The organism is Methylobacterium tarhaniae (assembly GCF_001043955.1).
GTDB lineage: Bacteria > Pseudomonadota > Alphaproteobacteria > Rhizobiales > Beijerinckiaceae > Methylobacterium > Methylobacterium tarhaniae.
In genome coordinates this window covers 1-749 of record NZ_LABZ01000313.1, presented here as the reverse complement: position 1 = coordinate 749, position 749 = coordinate 1, and the positions used below count along the sequence as shown (strand labels likewise).

At 72.8% G+C, this 749-nt stretch carries 1 protein-coding gene; it reads right to left on the bottom strand.

Translation table 11 applies throughout. The features are described 5' to 3' along the window. Window positions 1–311, bottom strand: a 311-nt coding sequence (locus VQ03_RS29390; protein WP_048454474.1) for a diacylglycerol kinase family protein, incomplete at its 3' end; no start/stop codon positions are given. Between the last annotated feature and the right edge of the window lie 438 nt (window positions 312–749).

Below are 749 nucleotides of genomic sequence, written 5' to 3'. Positions count from 1 at the left end.
GGCAGGCCGAGGCTGCGGGCGAGGTCGTTGGCGGTGCCGAGGGGCAGGATGCCGAGCGGCAGGTGCGCCTCGGCGAGCGCCTGGGCGGCGGCGTTGAGGGTGCCGTCGCCGCCGCCCAAGATCACCATGTCGCAGGTCGCGGCGTGGGCGTGGATCAGCGCCTTGCAGTCGGTCTCGCCCGGCGGCGGCTCGACCGGCTCGATGCCGCCGCGGCGCAGGACGCCCTTCACGGCGTCGAGGTCGAGCCCGCCGTTGCGGGCCTTCTTGTTGACGACGAGCAGGGCCCGCCGGGTCGCCTCAGCGCCGGGCATCGGCGCCTCCGGCCGTGGAACGGGGGAACGGAATCGGGATGACGCGCAAGGAAGCGGGCCCTCCAGTGCGATCGTGCCGCGTCAGCACAAAGGCAGCGAAGGGGTCCGACATCGCGGTCGACGCCTCGAACCGCCAGAGGGGCCCGGACCCGGAGAGCCCTTGAGGTGGGGTCGCGGCCGCGCTTGGCAAGGTCTCCCGGCGCGACCCCCGGTGTTTCGTTGCGTCAGATGCGCGGCCGAACGGCTTTTCGAGGGTGTGGGGAGCGTGGGTAGCGGGGAGGGAGGACGGCCCGCAATGGAACCGTAACCGCGACGGCGAACGTTCACTTGCTTGCATTCATCTGCGCGATCGTGCTCCTCCCCCCGGGTGCCGCCCCCATGCTCCGTTCCCTCCGGACCAGCCTCTCCAGACCGTCGGCCGCCCTGCTCGGCCTCGGC